This window comes from Streptomyces sp. CNH189 (genome assembly GCF_000527195.1).
Genome location: NZ_AZUS01000015.1, coordinates 1 through 14,569, shown reverse-complemented (window position 1 = coordinate 14,569; position 14,569 = coordinate 1). Strand labels below are relative to the sequence as shown.

Genomic DNA, 14,569 nt, shown 5'->3' with positions numbered 1-14,569 from the left:
ACCAGGTAACCCGGGAAGCTCAGGGGCACCAGGGGTCCCGGCCGCAGGGCTCCGGATCACGGGACTACGGGACCGCAGGCCCGCGAGACTCCGGGACCGCGAGGCCGTGAGGCGGAACCGTCACAGTCGTACGCACGTACGATCCCGTGACCCACCCAGGAGACCGCCTCTACACCGCGGCCCGCCGCCGGGCCACCACCGTCCACAGCCCGAGCCCCACCACCAGGGCGCTCCCGGTGCCGATGCCGCCCGCCGCCAGCACCCGGTACAGGGTGTCGCCGTCCGCGCCGCCCTCCTCTGCGTCAGCCCTCCCCCCGCCGCCGCCATCGACCGTGAAGACGTCCGACGGCACGGCCCGGCCCGCGTAACCAGGCCCCTCCTGTGCCGCCCCGCTCCGCCGCACGCGCAGCGTCAACGGCACGGGCCCGTCGCCGAACTTTCCCGCGACCTCCGTGGAGAGGTGCGCGACCAGGTAGTACGCGCCGGCGAACCGCATCGCCGTGACCTGCCGGCCGGAGGCGTGCCGGTTCTCGTACGCCACCGGAGGCAGGGGCTTGAGCGCCTTCGCCTTCTGGCCGCCGTCGTAGCCGATGCCCACGTCCTCGACGTGGCCGCGTACCGGGTTGTAGAGGTCCAGATCGAGCGCGGAGGCGACGTAGCCGGAGGTGTCCGTGCGGGAGCTGCCGAGTTCGACGGTGGCGTGGAGCTGCCGGCCCCAGTCGACGGGCACCTGGTAGAAGAGCGTCTGGCCCGGCCGTATGTCGTCCCGCCACACCCCTTCGCCGAGCTGGGTCGCCTGTGCGAAGCCCGCGCCGCCCGGGCGCCGTTGGGCCTGGCCCTGGACGGGGGCGGGCGTGGCCGAGTTCCACGCGTCGGGCGCACTCGTGGGGCCCGCCGCCTCCAGCCGGGGCTCCGACACCGTGGTGAGCTCCAGCTCCCAGGGGTCGGGGGAGGCGTCCCGCGCGTCCGGGGCGGCGCGTTCCACGGTCACGTAGTACGTCCCGGCCTCCGCGCACAGGCTTCTCCTGGGGGAGATCTCCCGCATGGCCCACGCGGCAATGGGGCGGGGGCTGCCCGGTGCGCCGAAGTTCGCCGTGTCCACGTCGCAGGAGCGGCCGTCGGCGTCCTCCACCGTCACCTTGACGCCGTCGGCGACGGAGACGGTGCGTCCGGGCGGCGGGACGGCGGTGGCGGAGGCGTAGGCGGTGGCCGTGTCGTCCAGGTCCAGGCGGTAGTACACCGTGCCGGTCGCCGGGAGAGTGCTGCGGTAGGTCCGGCCGGGCTCCAGTTCCACGGCGTCCGCGGTGCTCGGGGCCCCTTCGACCCGCTGCGCGTCCGCGGCGAAGGCGTAGGCGGGGGCGGTGTCCTCCTCGACGGCCAGGGCCTGCTGCGCCGGCAGTACCGGCCCCAGGCCGAGCGCGACCACCAGGCCCAGACGCCCGACGGCGGGGGGCCGGCCCCGCCCCGACGACCGCGCCGTGCTCCGTGCCGTGCCCTGCCGTCCCCTCACGCGCCCCCCTCGTCGCCGTCGCCCGGCCCCGCACCGTGCCGCCCATCCTGCACCGCGGGCGCGGCACGGCCACAAGGTCCCGGCCACACAAAACCCCGACCGCGTCAGCGGCCGGGGTCTGTTCAGCGTCGTATGTCGGTACTCACGAACCCGTGGGCACGGAGTCAGTCGCCTCCGTCCACAGATCCTGCTCGGCGCGATCCGCCTGGATCTGGCGGTACACGAGGAGCCCGCCGATGGCGGCCAGTGCGACCAGGAGAAGCTTCTTCACCGCGCGACCTCGTCTTTCCTTGACGTAGGGGACCTCTGCCGCCCGACTATACACACCGGCCGATACCGATCGGTGACCTGCGTCGCCGCCCCCAACTGCCCTCGGAGGCAACTGGATCGACGTGGCACGGACGGTCCGATCGGAGGGTGATCACACCCGCACGCACGGTGTCTTTTGCTCCCTTTCCTCATCTCTCCAGGGCTTTTCCGCCCTCATGCGCCCATCCGAGTGGTGTTCATCTGAACATCCACGCGGCACGGGCGTCGGTCCACCACTTCGAGGCCCACATACACATCATGAGGAAAGTACGCAAATCGCCCAACCCGAAAGTGAGGGGCCATGGCCAGGAACAAGGTCATGAAGCTGTGGAACACCGTCGTCACCGCCTTCCTCGCGCTGTGCACGGCGCTCGGTCTCATCACCACGACCGCCGCGGCGGCCGTACCGCAGACCGGCGAGACCCGCAACAGCGACAGCGCGTCCAAGACGGAGGCGCCCGCGCAGGCGACGTCCCTGTGGTCCTGGCCACTGGTCAGGGCACTGCCCCCCACGATGAAGCAGCGCATCCACGCCGAGGCGCACGGCAAGTCCCCCAGCTGCCGGCACCGGCCCCAGGAGGACGCCGCCACCGAGTCGGAGAGCACCGAGGAACGGCATCGGAGCGCGGCGCAGGACTCGACCGCCCGACCGGATTCCGAGCTGGTCCCCGCTCACTGTTCCGAGGACACGGCGTCCACCCTGCCCGCGCCCGCCGCCGCCGGCCGCATCCCGCTCCAGCGCTGAGGCCCCGCGGCCCGCTGTTTCCGACTCGACCCTCCTCGTGCCGTCGCTGCTTCCCGGAGTCCTGGCGAACTTGCGTACAGCACAACGGCACGACACGAGCCGAACACCCCTGTAGACCCCGGTCGGCATCCGACCGGGGTCCGGGGCGTACCCGAAACACGAGCCCGACGGGCCACGAGCCCGCCGGCACACCTCCGTCACACGCCCGCACACGGCGATGTGAGCGGTTGACAGACCCTGACCGTGCTCAAGGGGCCCATAGGCGCCCCCAACGACGTCTCCAAGCCCTCAGAGCGGGCTCAGGCGGCGCCTCAGCAGGCAGAACACGTTGCCCTCCGGATCGGCGAGGACGTGCCACGACTCCTCGCCGGTCTGACCGACGTCGGCGGGCCGCGCCCCCAGCTTCAGCAGCCGTTCGAGCTCGGCGTCCTGGTCGCGGTCGGTGGCGTTGATGTCGATGTGCAGCCGTGGCTTGCCCGGCTGCGGGTCGTCGTTGCGGCTGAGGACGATCGTCGGCTGCGCGCCCCCGAACCCTTCACGGGGGCCGATCTCGATGTCGTCCCCGTCGCGTTCCAGCTCCACGAAGTCCAGCACGTCGCACCAGAACCGCGCCAGCAGCTCCGGGTCGCGGCATTCGAGTACGAGTTCACCGATACGGCTCGCCATGAACGGGACCTTCCACCTCGGGATCTTCCGGCCCGGCCGTACGGGGATTCCTGCACCCCGCCGCACGACACGCGCCCGCGACCGTACCGGGCGGCGACGGGCCGGCGTGAGGCGTTCACACCACCTCGACCCGTCCGACTCACAACCCCCGGGACATCAAAAGACCCCCAGCCGTTATCGACTGGGGGTCTTCTCGCTGGTGGGGCTAACAGGATTTGAACCTGTGGCCTCATCCTTATCAGGGATGCGCTCTAACCAACTGAGCTATAGCCCCGCCGCGCTTGCGGTGTGTGTCCCGCGCGCTGACTCCTGAAGATTAGCGCACGACCGGGGCAGTCCCAAAATCGGTTGTCGGGAGGCCGTCACAGCGGGCGGCGCGCGCCCACTGAGCAGGTCACTCGTCCTCGGCCAGCGTCAGCTCGACACCGCCCACGAAACCGGCGGAGAGGTTGTAGATGAACGCGCCCAGGGTCGCCAGCGCCGTCGCCAGGATGACGTCGATGACCGCGATGACCGTGGTGAACATCAGGACGTTGGGGAGCGACAGGAACGACTGGAGGTCGAAGCCGTTCGACCCCTCGGAGCCGGTCGCCTCGGAGATCGTGCCGCCGACCGTCGAGAACACGCCCATGGCGTCCATGACCATCCACAGCACCGCGGCCGCGACGATCGTGCAGATGCCGAGGGCGATCGACAGCAGGAAGCTGACCTTCATGACCGACCACGGGTCGGCCTTCGACACGCGCAGGCGCGCCTTGCGCACGCGCGGGGTGGTGCTGGCGCCCGTGCGGGGCCGGCGCACCGCGCCGGTGCGGCCGGCCGCGGCGCCGGCCTGGGCCGCGTAGGCCTGCGGCGGGTGGTACGGGCCCGCCTGCTGTTGCGGCTGCCGTTCCCCCGGCAGCGGTGAGGCCGCCTGAGCGGCGGCACCCTGCCCGGGTGCGGCCTGCTGCGGGCCTCGGGTGTCCGTCACGGTTCCCCCCTGGGATCCCTGCCTGGTGGACGAGGAGGCGTCGGGGACCGGCGCCTTGATCGCTTTGAGATTGGTCGTGTGCGGATCGGCCGCCCGCGCGGCGGAGCCACGGCCGCCGCCGTCCGTCCCCGTACTGGTACCGGCCGGTCCGGCGCCCGTGGCTCCGCTCACGCTGACTCACTCCTCGTGCTACTCGGAGGAGGGCGCCTCGCCCTCGTCCGTGCCGGTGGTCGCGTCCCCGTCGGCGGTCTCGTCCACGGCCACGTCGCCGTCGACTTCCTCCGCCTCGCGTCCTGCTTCGGCGTTACGGGCGATGCCGACCACGGCATCGCGCTTGCTCAGGTTGATCAGTTGGACGCCCATGGTGTCACGGCCGGTTTCCCTGATCTCGTTGACTCGCGTGCGAATCACACCACCTGACAGCGTGATGGCGAGAATCTCGTCGGTCTCCTCGACCACCAGCGCGCCGACGAGGGTCCCGCGGTCCTCGACGATCTTGGCGGCCTTGATGCCGAGGCCGCCGCGACCCTGAACCCGGTACTCGTCGACTGCGGTCCGCTTCGCGTACCCGCCGTCTGTGGCAGTGAACACGAACGTACCGGGTCGAACAACATTCATCGAGAGCAGCTCGTCCCCTTCGCGGAAACTCATGCCCTTGACGCCCGAGGTCGCGCGTCCCATGGGGCGCAGCGTGTCGTCCGTCGCCGTGAACCTGATCGACTGCGCCTTCTTGCTGATCAGCAGCAGATCGTCATCGGCCGAGACGAGCTCGGCACCGATCAGTTCGTCGTCGGTCCCGTCCTCCTGCTCGCGCAGGTTGATGGCGATGACACCGCCGGACCGCGGGGAGTCGTAGTCCTTCAGCGGGGTCTTCTTCACCAGGCCGGCCTTGGTGGCCAGGACCAGGTAGGGGGTCGCCTCGTAGTCGCGGATCGCACGGATCTGGGCGATGGTCTCGTCCGGCTGGAAGGCCAGCAGGTTCGCCACGTGCTGTCCGCGCGCGTCGCGGCCGGCGTCGGGCAGCTCGTACGCCTTCACGCGGTAGACGCGGCCCTTGTTGGTGAAGAACAGCAGCCAGTGGTGCGTCGTGGACACGAAGAAGTGGTTGACGATGTCGTCTTCCTTCAGCTTCGCGCCGCGCACCCCCTTGCCGCCGCGCTTCTGCGCCCGGTAGTCGTCGGTCTTGGTGCGCTTGATGTAGCCGCCCCGCGTGACCGTGACGACGATGTCCTCCTCGGCGATCAGGTCCTCGATGGACATGTCGCCCTCGTAGGGGATCAGCTTCGTCTTGCGGTCGTCGCCGAACTTCTCGACGATCGCCGCCAGCTCCTGGCTGACGATGCCCCGCTGGCGCACCGGGGAGGCGAGGATCTCGTTGTACTCGCTGATCTTCGCCTGGAGCTCGTCGTGCTCCTGGACGATCTTCTGGCGCTCCAGGGCGGCCAGTCGGCGCAGCTGCATCTCGAGGATGGCGTTGGCCTGGATGTCGTCGATCTCCAGGAGGTCCATCAGGCCGCCGCGCGCGATCTCGACGGTGTCGCTGCGCCGGATCAGCGCGATGACCTCGTCGATGGCGTCCAGGGCCTTCAGCAGACCACGCAGGATGTGCGCCCGTTCCTCCGCCTTGCGCAGCCGGAAGCGCGTACGGCGGACGATGACCTCGATCTGGTGCGTGACCCAGTGCCGGATGAAGGCGTCCAGGGACAGCGTGCGCGGCACGCCGTCCACCAGGGCCAGCATGTTGGCGCCGAAGTTGGTCTGCAGGTCCGTGTGCTTGTACAGGTTGTTCAGGACGACCTTGGCGACCGCGTCCCGCTTCAGCACGATGACCAGGCGCTGACCGGTGCGCGAGGACGTCTCGTCACGCACGTCGGCGATGCCGCCGACCTTGCCGTCCTTCACCAGGTCGGCGATCTTCTGCGCGAGGTTGTCGGGGTTGGTCTGGTACGGCAGCTCCGTGACCACCAGGCACTGGCGGTTCTGGATCTCCTCGACCTCGACCACCGCGCGCATGGTGATCGAGCCACGGCCGGTGCGGTACGCCTCCTCGATGCCCCTGCGGCCCACCACGAGGGCGCCGGTCGGGAAGTCGGGGCCCTTGATGCGCTCGATCAGCGCGTCCAGCAGCTCCTCGTGCGAGGCCTCGGGGTTCTCCAGGTACCACTGGGCGCCGGCCGCCACCTCGCGCAGGTTGTGCGGCGGGATGTTGGTCGCCATGCCGACGGCGATACCGGCAGAACCGTTGATCAGCAGGTTCGGGAAGCGCGCCGGCAGGACGGTCGGCTCCTGGGAGCGGCCGTCGTAGTTGTCCGTGAAGTCGACGGTCTCCTCGTCGATGTCACGGACCATCTCCATCGACAGCGGCGCCATCTTGCACTCGGTGTAGCGCATCGCCGCCGCGGGGTCGTTGCCCGGGGAGCCGAAGTTGCCGTTGGAGTCCACCAGCGGCATCCGCATCGACCACGGCTGCGCCAGGCGGACCAGCGCGTCGTAGATCGAGGAGTCGCCGTGCGGGTGGTAGTTGCCCATGACGTCGCCGACGACGCGGGCGCACTTGTAGAAGCCGCGCTCGGGGCGGTAGCCACCGTCGTACATCGCGTACAGGACACGGCGGTGGACGGGCTTGAGGCCGTCACGCACGTCCGGCAGCGCACGCGACACGATGACGGACATCGCGTAGTCGAGGTACGACCGCTGCATCTCCGTCTCGAGCCCGACGGGCTCGACACGCATGGCGGCGGCGTCCACGTCCTCAAGAGGCGTGACGGGAGTGTTCTCGTCGGTCATTGCTGGTGAAGGTCCTTCCTGGTGCGGTCAGCTGAGACCGACTCAGATGTCGAGGAAGCGGACGTCCTTGGCGTTGCGCTGGATGAACGCGCGGCGTGCCTCGACGTCCTCGCCCATCAGGACCGAGAACAGGTCGTCGGCCTGGGCGGCGTCGTCCAGGGTGACCTGGCCGAGCACACGGTGCTCCTGGTCCATCGTGGTGATGCGCAGCTCCTCGGCGTTCATCTCGCCGAGACCCTTGAAGCGCTGGACCGAGTCCTCCCGGATGCGCTTGCCGGCGTTGCGGCCCATCTCGATCAGCGCGTCGCGCTCGCGGTCGGAGTACGCGTACTCGAAGTCGTCCTTGCCCCACTTGATCTTGTAGAGCGGGGGACGGGACAGGAACACGTGTCCGGCCTCGACCAGCGGCCGCATGAAGCGGAACAGGAACGTCAGCAGCAGGGTGTTGATGTGCTGGCCGTCGACGTCGGCGTCCGCCATCAGGATGATCTTGTGATAGCGGAGCTTCTCGATGTCGAAGTCCTCGTGCACGCCGGTGCCGAACGCGGAGATCATCGCCTGGATCTCCTGGTTCTGCAGGATCCGGTCGATGCGCGCCTTCTCGACGTTCAGGATCTTGCCGCGGATCGGGAGGATCGCCTGGTACTCGGGGTTACGGCCGGACTTGGCCGAACCGCCGGCGGAGTCGCCCTCGACGATGAAGATCTCGCACTTGATGGGGTCGTTCGACTGGCAGTCGGACAGCTTGCCCGGCAGGGACGCCGTCTCCAGCAGGCCCTTACGGCGGGTCAGGTCACGCGCCTTGCGGGCCGCCACGCGCGCGGTGGCCGCCGCGATGCCCTTGCGGATGATGTCCGCGGCCTCGTTGGGGTTGCGGTCCAGCCAGTCGGCGAGGTGCTCGTAGACGACCTTCTGCACGAAGGTCTTCACCTCGGTGTTGCCCAGCTTGGTCTTGGTCTGGCCCTCGAACTGCGGCTCGCTCAGCTTCACCGAGATGATCGCGGTCAGACCCTCGCGGATGTCGTCACCCGTGAGGTTGTCGTCCTTGTCGCGCAGCAGCTTCTTGTCGCGCGCGTACTTGTTGATCAGCGAGGTCAGCGCGGCGCGGAAGCCCTCTTCGTGCGTACCGCCCTCGTGGGTGTGGATGATGTTCGCGAAGGAGTACACGCCCTCGGTGTAGCCGCCGTTCCACTGCATGGCGACCTCGAGGGACAGGTGACGGTCCTTGTCCTCGGCCTCAAGGTCGATGACGGTGGGGTGGACCACCTCTCCCTTGCGGGAGTTGAGGTACTTCACGAAGTCGACGATGCCGCCCTCGTAGTGGTACGAGACGGTCTTGACCTCGTCCTTCTCGTCCTCGCCCGCCTCGTCCGCACCGGCGGTCGCCTTCGCCGACTCGCGCTCGTCGGTGAGGTTGATCTTCAGACCCTTGTTGAGGAACGCCATCTCCTGGAAGCGCCGGGAGAGCGTCTCGAAGGAGTAGTCGGTGGTCTCGAAGATGTCGCCGTCGGCCCAGAAGGTGACCGACGTGCCGGTCTCCTCGGTGGCCTCGTGCTTGACCAGGGGCGCGGTGGGCACACCCAGCTTGTAGTCCTGCGTCCAGCGGTGGCCGTCGGTCTTGACCTCGACGGCGACGCGCGTCGACAGCGCGTTGACCACGGACACGCCCACACCGTGCAGACCGCCGGAGACCGCGTAGCCGCCGCCGCCGAACTTGCCGCCCGCGTGCAGCACGGTCAGGACGACCTCGACGGCGGGCTTGCCCTCGGAGGGCACGATGCCCACCGGGATGCCACGGCCGTTGTCGACGACACGGACGCCGCCGTCGGCCAGGATCGTCACGTCGATCGTGTCCGCGTAGCCGGCCAGCGCCTCGTCGACCGAGTTGTCGACGACCTCCTGCACCAGGTGGTGCAGTCCCCGCTCGCCGGTCGACCCGATGTACATGCCGGGTCGCTTACGGACCGCGTCCAGGCCCTCGAGGACGGTGATGGCGCTCGCGTCGTACGACGTGGCTCCCTCGTCGGTCGAGGGGCCCGCCGCGTCGGTGACGCCGGTGTCGGTGGACGGGATGTTCTCGTTGGGGTTGCCGGAATCGGCCACGAAGCGCCCTTTCTGGCACAGCACGAGCCGGGCTCGTCGGCAGGTTGCCGGAGCGGCTGCGGCATGGTGCGTTGGTAAGCCTTGATCAGCGTTGCTCAGCTCTTCCCGGACGGTCCCCACGAACGGGGCGGGATTGTCTTCCAGTCTACCGGTAGCGCTGACATCGATGGGGGTTTGCGGGCACCTGAGCCCGCATGTGGCGCCCTGAACCGGCCTCGCCCGACTCCCGATATGCGGATGGGGGCTCCGAGAGCCCCACGACGGCACTCAGCGCTTTCGACCGTCAACCCTTGGCTACTTAGGAGTCAGGTGGCGGTTCGCACCCGCGTGCGCGGGCGCGACGAAGCGGGCTTCCGGCCCGCGAACGCGGTGCTGAGAAGCCCTGATGTGATGTCTCTCACTTGTGTCCGGCGGGGCGGGAAAAGCCCCCGGATCACCCGTACGTGTCGCCGGGGCCGGTGCTGCCCGGGGCACGCAGCGGCCCGAAACGGCGGACCGGACCCACAGGTCCGACGACCTTGATCAGTCGTACGGTGCCGTGCCCCAGATCGTCGTTCAGGCGGGCCACGAGCGTCGGCGCCAGCAGCCTCAGATTGGTCGCCCAGGCAGTGGAGTCGCAGCGCACCACCAGCACCCGCTCGTCCTCGTCGTAGCGCTCCGGCTCGCAGTGCTTGGCCACGTCCTCGCCGACGATCTCCGGCCAGCGGCCCATCACGCCGCCCACCGCCGCCGGGGCCTCCCAACCGCGCTCGGTGAGGAGGCGGTTGATCGCCGCGCCCAGCGCCATCGGATCCCGCCGGTCGGTGCGCGCCCCGGAGCGCAGGCCCCCGCGCCGTGCCTGCTTCCTCTGCTGCGCCGCGTCCCCACGCGCGCGGGCCGCCTCCCGGGCCGCACGCAGCGCCACGCGCGCCAGATCGACGCCGGAGGGCTCCGGCGCCTTCCCGGAATCGCCGGCGGGCGGCTTCTCGTCGCTCATGCGCGCTCCACCGTCCCCTCGGCCACGGCGAACCGCGTACCCGCCAGCACGTGCGGTACGTCGTCGTCGACGGCGGCCGTCACCAGCACCTGCTCACCGGGGGCCACCAGCTCGGCCAGCCGCTCCCGGCGGCGCGCGTCCAGCTCGGCGAACACGTCGTCCAGCACCAGCACCGGCTCGTTGCCCTCGGCCCGCAGCAGGTCGTAGGAGGCGAGGCGCAGCGCCAGGGCGTACGACCACGACTCGCCGTGCGAGGCGTAGCCCTTGGCGGGCAGCTGGCCCAGCTTGAGCAACAGGTCGTCACGGTGCGGGCCGACCAGGGTGACCCCCCGCTGGATCTCCTGCTTGCGGGACTCCTCCAGCGCGGCCGTCAGCTGCTCGAACAGGTCCTCGCGGGTGTGAGCCTCGCCCGGCGCGGACGGCTTGTACTCCAGGGCGACCGGGCCACCGCCGGGCGCCAGTTGCTCGTACGCCTTGTCGGCCAGCGGCTGGAGCGCGGCCACCAGGTCCATGCGCTGCGCCAGGAGTTCTGCGCCCGCGCGCGCGAGGTGCTGGTCCCAGACGTCCAGCGTGGACAGGTCCAGGGTGCGTCCGCCGTGCCGACGGGCCAGCGCCGCCGACTTCAGCAGGGTGTTGCGCTGTTTGAGCACCCGGTCGTAGTCGGAGCGGACGCCCGCCATGCGCGGGGAGCGCGCGGTGATCAGCTCGTCGAGGAACCGGCGGCGCTCACCCGGATCGCCCTTGACCAGCGCCAGGTCCTCGGGCGCGAACAGCACGGTCCGCACGATCCCCAGCACGTCCCGCGGCCTGACCTGCGAGGACCGGTTGATGCGGGCGCGGTTGGCGCGGCCCGGGTTGAGCTCCAGCTCGATCAGCTGCTGCCGGTCGCCCTGCCGGACCTGGGCCCGGACGATCGCGCGGTCGGCGCCCATGCGGACCAGCGGGGCGTCGGAGGACACCCGGTGGCTGCCGAGGGTGGCGAGGTAGCCGACCGCCTCGACGAGGTTCGTCTTGCCCTGCCCGTTGGGGCCGACGAAGGCCGTCACCCCCGGGTCGAGCGGGACCTCGACCCGGGGGTACGAGCGGAAGTCGGCCAGCGACAAATGCGTGACGTGCATGGTCGTTTCGCCGACCTCCCGCGGCGTTGTGGACCGCCGCGCGGTCCTGTGGACAAGTGCCGTCCCTGTGGACTACTTCTTCTCGACCGCGTGCCCGCCGAACTGGTTCCGCAGCGCCGCGATCATCTTCATCTGCGGCGAGTCCTCCTGGCGGGAGGCGAACCTCGCGAACAGCGAGGCCGTGATCGCCGGCAGCGGGACCGCGTTGTCGATGGCGGCCTCCACAGTCCAGCGTCCCTCACCGGAGTCCTGTGCATAACCCCGGAGGTCCTCCAGGTGCTCGTCCTCGTCGAGGGCGTTGACCGCCAGGTCGAGCAGCCAGGAGCGGATGACGGTGCCCTCCTGCCAGGAGCGGAAGACCTCCCGCACGTCGGTCACCGAGTCGACCTTCTCCAGCAGCTCCCAGCCCTCGGCGTAGGCCTGCATCATGGCGTACTCGATGCCGTTGTGGACCATCTTCGCGAAGTGCCCCGCGCCCACCTTGCCGGCGTGCACCGAACCGAAGTCGCCCTCAGGCTTGAGGGCGTCGAATATCGGCTGCACCTTGGCGACGTCCTCCGCGGAGCCGCCGTACATCAGCGCGTAGCCGTTCTCCAGACCCCAGACGCCGCCGGAGACGCCGCAGTCGACGAAGCCGATGCCCTTGGCGGCCAGCTCCGCGGCGTGCTTCTCGTCGTCCGTCCAGCGGGAGTTGCCGCCGTCCACCACGACGTCGCCGGGCTCCAGCAGCTCGGCGAGCTCGTCGACGGTGGACTGGGTCGGCTCGCCGGCCGGGACCATCACCCACACCACACGGGGGCCGCTGAGCTTGCCCACAAGCTCCTGCAGGCTGTGGACATCGGCGAGGTCCGGGTTGCGGTCGTACCCGAAGACGGTGTGGCCCGCGCGGCGCAGCCGCTCGCGCATGTTGCCGCCCATCTTGCCGAGACCGACGAGACCGAGCTCCATCAGATGTGTTCCTTAGGTTGCGACGGGACGTGACGGCACCTTGCGTGCCGGCGTCCGAGCCTAAACCCGGACGCTCGCGCACATCTGTGGGCATACGCGCTCACACGCCCGTCCTCACCTGCGGCTTCCCGCACGAGGCGGATCAGCCGCTGAGACGCACCGGCATGATCAGGTACTTGTAGGCCTCGTCCGCCTCCGCGTCCATCGCCGGGCGGCCGCTGAGCAGCGCCGGCTTGGTGGAGGTGGTGAAGGACAGCTGGGCGACCGGGGAGTCGATGGCGCTCAGGCCGTCCAGCAGGAACGTCGGGTTGAAGGCGATGGAGATGTCGTCACCCTCCAGCTGGGCGTCGACCCTTTCCACAGCCTGTGCGTCGTCGCTGGAACCGGCCTCCAGGATGAGCACGCCCTGCTCGAAGCTCAGCCGCACCGGGGTGTTGCGCTCGGCGACCAGCGCCACGCGCTTCACGGCCTCAACGAAGGGGGCGGTCTCGATCACGGCGACGCTGTTGAACTCCGTCGGGAACAGCGTGCGGTACTTCGGGAGGTCGCCCTCCAGCAGGCGCGTGGTGGTACGGCGGCCGGCGCCCTCGAAGCCGATCAGCCCCTCACCGGCACCGGAGCCGGACAGCGCCAGGATGACCTGGTCACCGCTGGTCAGCGCCTTGGCGGTGTCCAGCAGCGTCTTGGCGGGCACCAGGGCGACCGCGGAGGCCTCCGGGTTCTCCGGCTTCCACAGGAACTCGCGGACCGCGAAGCGGTAGCGGTCGGTGGAGGCGAGCGTCACCGTGTCGCCCTCGATCTCGATGCGCACACCGGTGAGGACAGGCAGGGTGTCGTCGCGGCCCGCCGCGATGGCGACCTGCTGCACGGCGGAGGCGAAGACCTCGCCGGGGACGGTGCCCGTCGCGTTCGGCATCTGCGGCAGGGCCGGGTACTCCTCCACAGGCAGTGTGTGGAGGGTGAACCGGGAGGAGCCGCAGACCACCGTCGCCCGTACACCGTCTGTGGAAATCTCCACCGGCCGGTTGGGCAGGGCGCGGGAGATGTCGGCCAGCAGGCGGCCGGAGACCAGGACCGTGCCCTCCTCCTCGACCTCGGCCTCCACCGACACCCGCGCGGAGACCTCGTAGTCGAAGCTGGACAGGCTCAGCTGGCCGTCCTCGGCCTTGAGCAGCAGGCCGGCGAGGACAGGCGCCGGCGGACGGGCCGGGAGGCTGCGAGCCGCCCAGGCCACTGCCTCCGCGAGTACGTCGCGTTCCACCCGGATCTTCACTGTTGCCGCCTCCTGCTGTTGCCGGCGCTTCTCGCCCTGCCTGGCTTTCGTCGTCTGACTCGGTGTCGTCGGCCCCTGTGAGGGGAAGGACACCGGGGTCCAGTCTGACGCACCGCACTGACAGTAGGTGCCTCTCGGGGTCAAGTCGTGACGAGTGGCAGTCGGGGCCGAGACAGCGAGTTGTGCACAGGACCCCCTTCGAAACGAATTCCTGGCTCTCTATGGTCGGGAGTAGTAGTAGGGCCTGTGGATACCGTGGATAACCCCGTTTTCGCAGGTCAACCTCAGTTTTTTGTCCACCGACCCTGTGGGCGGCGCCCGTGGACAACCTGGCCGTTCTGTGGAGAACGGAAAGTTCTGCACAGCCCGTGCACAGGGGAGGCCGAGTTCTCCCCAGCTGCGTCCCCAGGTTTGCGGTCCTTTCCCACAGCCCCCTCCGGCAGCACGATGTGACGGCTTTCACTCGCCCCGGTGAGAAGGCGCGTCAGGTTGCCGAACAGTGGACAGCCATGTGGAGAAGCCGGCGATCACTGGGGACAACCGGCCTCAGCCTGTGGGTCGGCCGTGGACAACTTGATGCACAGCCTGTGGATCGGTTCGTCGTCCACAGTCTGTGGAGATCCTTCGTCCACGGATCCACAGGCAGGTGACCTGCGCAGATGCCTCGTGGCCAGGGTGCACTGTGGATGGGGTTGGGACAACTTTCCGGTCCCCAGCGTGTGGACGGGAAAAAGTCACCGAATCTGTGGAGGACGGCCGTAACCCCCGCCGGAAATCGAACACCGCACGCGGCCGGGATGCTGCCGGACTCCGCCGGCGACTGCCGCGGGGTGCGGTCCGAGACACCTGTGAGCGTCGGCCGGGGACGTTTGTGTGCGTCGGCGGGGGGTGCCTCTATGTCTTTCGTCAAGCAGGTCGGGGGCTTCTCGGCTGGTAGAAGGTTCCGTCGCGGAGCATGGCGAACAGGACGCTGATGCGGTGGCGGGCGAGGCGGAGGAGTGCCTGGGTGTGGGTTTTGCCGCGGGCTCTGCAGCGGTCGTAGTAGGCACGAGAGGTGGGATCGTGGAGGGCCGCGAACGCGGAGAGGAACATCGCTCGTTTCAGCTGCCGGTTGCCGCCTCTGGGGGCGTGTTCGCCGTGGATCGACGTGCCGGACTGGCGGGT

The 14,569-nt window shown here is 69.6% G+C and carries 12 protein-coding genes and 1 tRNA gene; 1 reads left to right on the top strand and 12 read right to left on the bottom strand.

From position 1 onward, the window contains the following. Positions 1 to 169: 169 nt before the first annotated feature. Together B100_RS0120435 and B100_RS37650 are read right to left on the bottom strand one after the other, a co-directional pair. Entirely contained in the window at positions 170 to 1,510 is a 1,341-nt protein-coding gene (locus B100_RS0120435; RefSeq protein ID WP_024886281.1) for a hypothetical protein, read from the bottom strand. 142 nt (positions 1,511 to 1,652) lie between these two features. Next, a complete protein-coding gene (locus B100_RS37650) occupies positions 1,653 to 1,781 on the bottom strand; it encodes a DLW-39 family protein (protein WP_003999697.1) in 129 nt (42 codons plus the stop codon). A gap of 339 nt (positions 1,782 to 2,120) precedes the next feature. Here B100_RS37650 and B100_RS0120425 point away from each other — a divergent pair, with 339 nt between their 5' ends. Then, the gene (locus B100_RS0120425; RefSeq protein WP_024886280.1) at positions 2,121 to 2,564 is read left to right on the top strand and encodes a DUF6344 domain-containing protein; all 444 of its coding nucleotides are present in this window, start codon (positions 2,121 to 2,123) and stop codon (positions 2,562 to 2,564) included. A 288-nt stretch (positions 2,565 to 2,852) separates the two neighbouring features. Here the strand turns inward: B100_RS0120425 and B100_RS0120420 are convergent, their stop codons facing one another. The 10 genes from B100_RS0120420 to B100_RS0120375 all read right to left on the bottom strand — a co-directional run. Further along, on the bottom strand, positions 2,853 to 3,230 hold the full coding sequence (locus tag B100_RS0120420) for a VOC family protein (protein WP_024886279.1): 378 nt from the start codon (positions 3,228 to 3,230) through the stop codon (positions 2,853 to 2,855). A 197-nt stretch (positions 3,231 to 3,427) separates the two neighbouring features. Beyond that, positions 3,428 to 3,504: transfer RNA gene (locus B100_RS0120415), tRNA-Ile, on the bottom strand. Between the two features lie 120 nt (positions 3,505 to 3,624). Next, a complete protein-coding gene (locus tag B100_RS0120410) occupies positions 3,625 to 4,371 on the bottom strand; it encodes a DUF3566 domain-containing protein (protein ID WP_024886278.1) in 747 nt (248 codons plus the stop codon). A gap of 18 nt (positions 4,372 to 4,389) precedes the next feature. After that, the gene (gene gyrA, locus B100_RS0120405) at positions 4,390 to 6,987 is read right to left on the bottom strand and encodes a DNA gyrase subunit A (RefSeq protein ID WP_024886277.1); all 2,598 of its coding nucleotides are present in this window, start codon (positions 6,985 to 6,987) and stop codon (positions 4,390 to 4,392) included. A 42-nt stretch (positions 6,988 to 7,029) separates the two neighbouring features. Next, the gene (gene gyrB, locus B100_RS0120400; RefSeq protein ID WP_199785268.1) at positions 7,030 to 9,090 is read right to left on the bottom strand and encodes a DNA topoisomerase (ATP-hydrolyzing) subunit B; all 2,061 of its coding nucleotides are present in this window, start codon (positions 9,088 to 9,090) and stop codon (positions 7,030 to 7,032) included. A gap of 433 nt (positions 9,091 to 9,523) precedes the next feature. Further along, positions 9,524 to 10,066, bottom strand: coding sequence for a DciA family protein (locus tag B100_RS0120395; protein ID WP_024886275.1), 543 nt, complete (start codon positions 10,064 to 10,066; stop codon positions 9,524 to 9,526). Continuing rightward, positions 10,063 to 11,184: a DNA replication/repair protein RecF gene (gene recF / locus B100_RS0120390; protein WP_024886274.1), complete on the bottom strand. Its 1,122-nt coding sequence runs from the start codon at positions 11,182 to 11,184 to the stop codon at positions 10,063 to 10,065. Before recF ends, B100_RS0120395 begins: the two co-directional genes overlap by 4 nt. A 72-nt stretch (positions 11,185 to 11,256) precedes the next feature. Continuing rightward, entirely contained in the window at positions 11,257 to 12,132 is an 876-nt protein-coding gene (gnd, locus tag B100_RS0120385; RefSeq protein ID WP_024886273.1) for a phosphogluconate dehydrogenase (NAD(+)-dependent, decarboxylating), read from the bottom strand. A 142-nt stretch (positions 12,133 to 12,274) separates the two neighbouring features. Continuing rightward, positions 12,275 to 13,405 (bottom strand): DNA polymerase III subunit beta, encoded by a 1,131-nt coding sequence (gene dnaN / locus B100_RS0120380; RefSeq protein ID WP_024886272.1) that lies wholly within the window; start codon positions 13,403 to 13,405, stop codon positions 12,275 to 12,277. A 906-nt stretch (positions 13,406 to 14,311) separates the two neighbouring features. After that, on the bottom strand, positions 14,312 to 14,569 hold a 258-nt coding region (locus B100_RS0120375; protein WP_024886271.1), incomplete at its 5' end, for a transposase.

Coding starts and splice junctions, on each gene's coding strand:
- B100_RS0120425 (WP_024886280.1), top strand. CDS start 2,121: ATGGCCAGGAACAAGGTCATGAAGCTGTGGAACACCGTCGTCACCGCC.
- B100_RS0120420 (WP_024886279.1), bottom strand. CDS start 3,230: ATGGCGAGCCGTATCGGTGAACTCGTACTCGAATGCCGCGACCCGGAG.
- gyrA (WP_024886277.1), bottom strand. CDS start 6,987: ATGACCGACGAGAACACTCCCGTCACGCCTCTTGAGGACGTGGACGCC.
- B100_RS0120395 (WP_024886275.1), bottom strand. CDS start 10,066: ATGAGCGACGAGAAGCCGCCCGCCGGCGATTCCGGGAAGGCGCCGGAG.
- recF (WP_024886274.1), bottom strand. CDS start 11,184: ATGCACGTCACGCATTTGTCGCTGGCCGACTTCCGCTCGTACCCCCGG.
- gnd (WP_024886273.1), bottom strand. CDS start 12,132: ATGGAGCTCGGTCTCGTCGGTCTCGGCAAGATGGGCGGCAACATGCGC.